Source organism: Stomatobaculum sp. (assembly GCF_057248925.1).
Window position 1 is genome coordinate 1 of the sequence record NZ_DBHIHF010000042.1, and the last position, 5,331, is coordinate 5,331.

Below are 5,331 nucleotides of genomic sequence, written 5' to 3' on the forward strand. Positions count from 1 at the left end.
ACAGTTCGCCGGAGGAATTATTTCAGACTGTCCTACTTGATCTTGCAATCTAGAGTAAAAATCACGCTTCAGCGTGCCTCTTCCAGCGCCTTTGAGAGCACCTCTCCGATCGGTGCCTGTATGACCAGATCCGCATCCCGGTCTGCCGGCGTTGCACTGCGGTTGATGACGACCAAGTGACGTCCGCCGAAATAGCGCAGGAGTCCCGCCGCCGGATAGACCGCGAGCGAGGTTCCGCCGACAATCAAAAGATCCGCTTCCGCGATGCGGCGTGCTGCTTCGCTAAGCAGGGCACTGTCCAGCGCTTCCTCATAGAGCACCACATCCGGCTTGATGATACCACCGCAGTCGCAGTGCGGTACCACACCGGAGCGCGATAACAGCCCCGCTAGGGAATAAGACTTTCCGCAGCGCATACAGTGGTTTTTCAGGACTGTTCCGTGGAGCGGCAATACCTGTTTGCTCCCGGCCTTCTCGTGCAGTCCGTCAATATTCTGGGTAATCACCGCGCTGAGTTTTCCCTGCCGCTCAAGCGCGGCGAGTGCCAGATGCGCGGCGTTCGGCTCTGCGTCCGGATAGAGCATTCTTTCCTTATAAAATTCATAGAACTGCTCTGTGTGCGATAGAAAGAAGCTGTGGCTCACAATCTGCTCCGGCGGATAACTCCGCTTCTCTGCATAGAGTCCGTCCGCCGAGCGAAAATCCGGAATCCCGCTCTCGGTCGAGACACCCGCGCCGCCGAAAAAGACAATGCGCCGACTCTCCACAATCCAGGTTCCGAGTGTTGTAATCTGTGCTTCCAAGCCTTCTGTTTCTCTGCTCATAGCCCTTCCTTTCTTTTGCGTTAACGCAGCTCCATGAGCTGTTGCATCAAAAGACTCACGCGCGTAATCCCCCGGCAGGCCGCACCGAGCAGCCATGCCGACACGCCTTCTTATTATAATGCCTTTCTCCCACAAGAAATACGGTCGGCCTGCCCCGCGCACTCGCCTACATTGGCAGTCAACTTGGGCTTCCGATCGGAAGCCTTTTTTACATTTCTTCGTCAAAATAAGCCCTGTATGACGTCAATTCCTCTGCCCAAGGCGCACGCTGCATGCCGAAAAATACGGCAACCAGTTCTTCCGGTGTGAGCGCCGTGACATGCTGCCGCCGCTCTGTCTCTGTCGAAAGCCGCTCCACGAAACTTCCCCGCTTGGTCGCACGCAGCAAAAAGACGCCGTTGTTCTCCGCAATCAGCGGATCTTTCAGCGAAAAGAAAAACTTCCGCTCCTCCGCCGCCGCTTCCTTCCGGAGCGAAATCCCCGCAAAAAAAGCGGGGATTGAGAGAATACGCGCCATGATGAAGGGCTCGGTGCCGCAACATTTCAGGGTTGCCGCGTCCGGCAATATGACGCGGGCATCCTGCTCCCGTGTGTCCGGATAGTCAAAGACCTCCATTCCGATCAGCTTTTCGCTGCCGCCCGCCTGTCTCTCCCAGACAGACAGCACCCGTCCTTCTCCAGCGGACACCTCGCCGCACACGCGGCGCAGGTAGTCGGGGCTTCGCAGGCAGAAAATATCATACTTCTCTGCGAGTATTGCGTTACAGCAGGCTGACAGCTCGTTTAACAGACTCTCGTCTCCGACATCCACCGCGCGGCAGTGATAGCAGGCATCGTTTTTTAGAATGCGTTTTTCCCGCCGCGAGGCATAGGCAAACTGAAACGGCGTATAGTAGGCGGGGTTTGCCGGCTCGAGAAACACAAAGGGTTTGCCGGCCGCATACTCCTCCCGAAGCGCCTCGGTCAGGATGCGCCGCATGATGCCGCGCCGCCTGTACTTCTGCCCCGTTGCCACCGCGACAATATAGGAGAGTGTCAGTTCTTCTCTCCCGCATTGCACCCGACAGGGGTTCAGGCAGAGCATCCCTTCAACTTCCTCTTCGTTCTCTATGACATAGACCGTATTTTCCCGCATACGCGACGCATAGTAAAAATCCCGCATGCGCGCGCTGTCCTCCGGAAAAGCCTCTTCGTAGAGTTTCCGCGTGCGCTCCTTTTCCGTCTGTTCCAACTTCTTGACTTGCATGCACTTTTCCCCTCTCCTTGTCAAAAAAGATCTGCCCGACGCGGACAGATCTTCTTTCTTTTTTAGTATTGCATCTCTGCCTGAATCTGCCGGTCGCTCAAATCCGCGCCCTTTCGCTCCAGAATCAGATATTTCTTTGCAAATCCACAGGGATAGTAGCTCTGCTTTGATTTCCGCAGTCCCTCCAGACCGACATCGTCCTCGCGGTTGATGATGGCTGCCTCCGGAAAGGCGTGGCACAGGAACTCTTTGTTGATGGCCTGATAGAGGCCGTCAATCTCCGGATTTGCCTTTTCGATGTGAATGACCGCCATGTTGTCGCGCCGGTTCAAGCTACCGACCGAGAAAGCCGCGAGCTCGCCGTCAATCAGAATCGCACCGGTGCTGACACTTTTTCCGAGAGCCAGCTCTTCGCCGTGATTCAGAAGATCGTGAATGCCCTCAACCTCGCGGTCCAGGTGGTCTTCGACCTCATCTCCCTTACCGTCCCGCCACTTTTCGAGGAAACGGAGCACGGCCTCGTGGTCACCCGGCTCCAGCGGACGGTAGGTATAGCGCTCGCCGTAGTTCTTGATAAAGTTATTGTAGTGATTCTTTTTCTTGTGGAGTTTTCTGCCCGAGAGCGTGCGAAGCGCGTTGCCGTCATAGAGATAATCGGCGGCGTTCTCCTCTTCCTCGACCAGATACTGATCCTCCGGCAGCTGCAGTGCGCGCACGGCGCCCTCATCCGCGAGTTTCACAATGAGCGGCTTTTTCAGCACCTCGCGAAAATACCGCTGCAGTGCCGCAAAACAGGCGGGAAGATCCTCCTCCCGCGCGAGCGGCATGGCCGCATAGGGCTCGTCCTCGGTGCCGTAGAGCCAGAGCAGGCCGAGTTCCCGCTCGCCGTCTCTCAGAACCGCAGCCCGCGCGTCAAAGTACTTCCTCCAGAGAAAACTCTCGAGCGGTGTGCTGTCTGAGGTGAGATTGGAGCGCAGCTCATAGAACTTTGCGTAGCGTGCCACATCGCCCGCGTGAAAATGATGAAACTCCGGCTGACTTTCCTTCTTACAATCCATAACGCCCGAAGCAGTGCTTCAGTCTAACTCCTTTCCCGTGAGCATCGCATACGCTTCCTTGTACTTTGCGATGGTCTTGTCAATGACATCCTGCGGGAGCTTGTAGTCGCTGTCCGGATTCGCCTTCAGCCAGTCGCGCACAAACTGCTTGTCAAACGACGGCTGAGACTTGCCCGGCGCGTAGCCCTCGAGCGGCCAGAAGCGCGAGGAATCCGGGGTCAGCATCTCGTCCGCAAGGACAACCTCACCCGCCTCGTTGAGACCGAACTCGAACTTCGTGTCCGCAATAATGATACCCTTGGTCTTCGCGTAGTCCGCGCAGAGGCGATACAGTGCCAGCGTCTTGTCGCGGATAATCTCCGCGTACTCTCTGCCCTTGCCCGGGAAGGCCTTCTCAAGCACTTCGATGCAGCGCGCAAAGTCAATATTCTCGTCGTGGTCACCGATCTCCGCCTTGGTGCTCGGCGTGAAGATCGGCTCCGGCAGCTGCTCGGACTCCTGCAAGCCCGCCGGGAGCTGAATGCCGCAAACGGTTCCGTTCTTCTTATAGCTCTCCCAACCGCTGCCCGTGATATAGCCGCGGACAATGCACTCAATCGGCAGCATTGTGAGCTTCTTGCAAAGCATGCTGCGGCGCTCGAATTCCGGCGTGCGGAAATATTCCGGCATGTCCGCCGTATCCGTGCTGATCATGTGGTTCGGCATGACATCCTTGGTATATTCAAACCAGAAACGGGACAGCTGCGTGAGCACCGCCCCCTTGTCCGTAATGCGATTCTTTAAGATTACGTCAAAGGCGGAAATGCGATCCGTCGCGACCATGATAAGGCCCTCGCCGACATCGTAGATCTCGCGCACTTTTCCCTCTTTTACCGGTCTGTACTCCTGCATACTCGTACCTCCTCTTAATGGTGAAGCCCTACCTTGAGTATCGTATCACAAACTGTCTTGCTTGTACACGCCGCCGAAGCCTTGGAAATCTCATTCAAAAAAGAGGGCAATCCTTAGCTTTTCAAGAAGCCGAAGGCCACGATCAATGATACGAAAATTATTTATCCAAACTCCATCCGTAGGTGTCTTCGAATGCTCTTCGGTAGCTCTCCTCGAATATTGCGTCGTATCGCTCTAAAGCTTCTTTCGCCGCTTGTGGAGCGTCTTCTCGCAACCGTCCTTTCTCCAGATACGGCTCAAAAATAGCTTCCAGTTTGAGTTGCTCTTCCGTATATCTAATAACCATCTCTGCCTCCTTTCTTCTGTCTCATCTCTTTTACTCGCTGCGGGGCCGCATACTCTGCTTCTGCTTCATCAAATCAGCCCACGCAAACTTTGCCGCAATCTCGCACAGCGGGCCGCATCGTTTGCATTTGTAAGAACCGGCCCACTTTCGCGTTGCTCTTCAGAACTCTCGTTCAAGTGCCGCACTTGGTGCAATTCAGTATACCATTTTTCGCAGAGCCGTTCCTCTAAATTTATCACTTCACAAATTGCACGGCTTGTATATGTCGCCAAACGCCGCGCCTTTCCCGGAGATAACGGGCACAAAAAAGCGGGGCGGGGAAGCTATGCTTCTCCGCCCCGCGCAGGTGCAAGAATTAGGGATCTCGTTGCCGCCTTGCTTTTTTAGTACTGCTGTTTACCGTATCCATGCGCCGGTGGCATCCACGCGGTAGCCGTCCGGGGTCAGCTCGTTTATGTACATGGAACCGTAGGGACGCACAGAAACGCTGTCCTTATAGTACCACTTCTCACTGACCGCATCGTACTCATAAGTATCGGTGCTCGCGCTCGTCGCAAAGTAGTACCACTTGCCGTTGATCTCCTGCCAGCCGGTCTGCATGACACCACTGCTCTCATCGAAATAGTACCAGCGCTGATCAAAGTCGTCGAGATGCCAGCCGGTCTGCATTCTGCCAAAGAAGCCGTCGTGATTCCGGTCGAGATAATACCAGTTCATCGCCTCGTCGCGGTACCAGCCGAAGTCCATGATACCGTGCTGTCCGAAGTGATACCAGTGGGTCTCGGTGTGATCGCCGTAGTTGTAGACCAGTTTTCCCCAGCGGTTTGCGAGGCGCATACCGCCGTTTAAGGTGAAAATCCACTCGTGCTGCACCGGATTCACAAGCTCCCACTTGCCGTTCGTGCCGACCGCGTAGCTCTTCTCGTAGTCCGCGACAAAGGGCTCGCCGCCGAGAAGCTTCGGACT

5 protein-coding genes and 1 pseudogene are annotated in these 5,331 nt (G+C 55.5%); all 6 read right to left on the reverse strand.

What is annotated here, in order from left to right; genetic code table 11:
* Positions 1 to 68: 68 nt before the first annotated feature.
* Positions 69 to 824: an NAD-dependent protein deacylase gene (locus ACO4XG_RS10805; RefSeq protein ID WP_308507751.1), complete on the reverse strand. Its 756-nt coding sequence runs from the start codon at positions 822 to 824 to the stop codon at positions 69 to 71.
* A 208-nt stretch (positions 825 to 1,032) separates the two neighbouring features.
* The gene (locus tag ACO4XG_RS10810; protein WP_308507752.1) at positions 1,033 to 2,070 is read right to left on the reverse strand and encodes a GNAT family N-acetyltransferase; all 1,038 of its coding nucleotides are present in this window, start codon (positions 2,068 to 2,070) and stop codon (positions 1,033 to 1,035) included.
* A 62-nt stretch (positions 2,071 to 2,132) separates the two neighbouring features.
* Positions 2,133 to 3,128 carry a DUF2156 domain-containing protein gene (locus ACO4XG_RS10815; protein ID WP_308507753.1) on the reverse strand — a complete coding sequence of 332 codons (996 nt, stop codon included), beginning with the start codon at positions 3,126 to 3,128 and terminating at the stop codon, positions 2,133 to 2,135.
* 18 nt (positions 3,129 to 3,146) lie between these two features.
* Positions 3,147 to 4,019: a phosphoribosylaminoimidazolesuccinocarboxamide synthase gene (locus tag ACO4XG_RS10820; protein ID WP_308507754.1), complete on the reverse strand. Its 873-nt coding sequence runs from the start codon at positions 4,017 to 4,019 to the stop codon at positions 3,147 to 3,149.
* A 157-nt stretch (positions 4,020 to 4,176) separates the two neighbouring features.
* Entirely contained in the window at positions 4,177 to 4,365 is a 189-nt protein-coding gene (locus tag ACO4XG_RS10825) for a hypothetical protein (RefSeq protein WP_308507755.1), read from the reverse strand.
* 396 nt (positions 4,366 to 4,761) lie between these two features.
* Positions 4,762 to 5,331: pseudogene (locus ACO4XG_RS10830) on the reverse strand (InlB B-repeat-containing protein); the annotation flags it as partial.

Bases quoted from the DNA above. Each gene is read 5' to 3' on its own strand.
- ACO4XG_RS10805 (WP_308507751.1), bottom strand. From the start codon at position 824: ATGAGCAGAGAAACAGAAGGCTTGGAAGCACAGATTACAACACTCGGA.
- ACO4XG_RS10825 (WP_308507755.1), bottom strand. From the start codon at position 4,365: ATGGTTATTAGATATACGGAAGAGCAACTCAAACTGGAAGCTATTTTT.
- ACO4XG_RS10810 (WP_308507752.1), bottom strand. From the start codon at position 2,070: ATGCAAGTCAAGAAGTTGGAACAGACGGAAAAGGAGCGCACGCGGAAA.
- ACO4XG_RS10815 (WP_308507753.1), bottom strand. From the start codon at position 3,128: ATGGATTGTAAGAAGGAAAGTCAGCCGGAGTTTCATCATTTTCACGCG.
- ACO4XG_RS10820 (WP_308507754.1), bottom strand. From the start codon at position 4,019: ATGCAGGAGTACAGACCGGTAAAAGAGGGAAAAGTGCGCGAGATCTAC.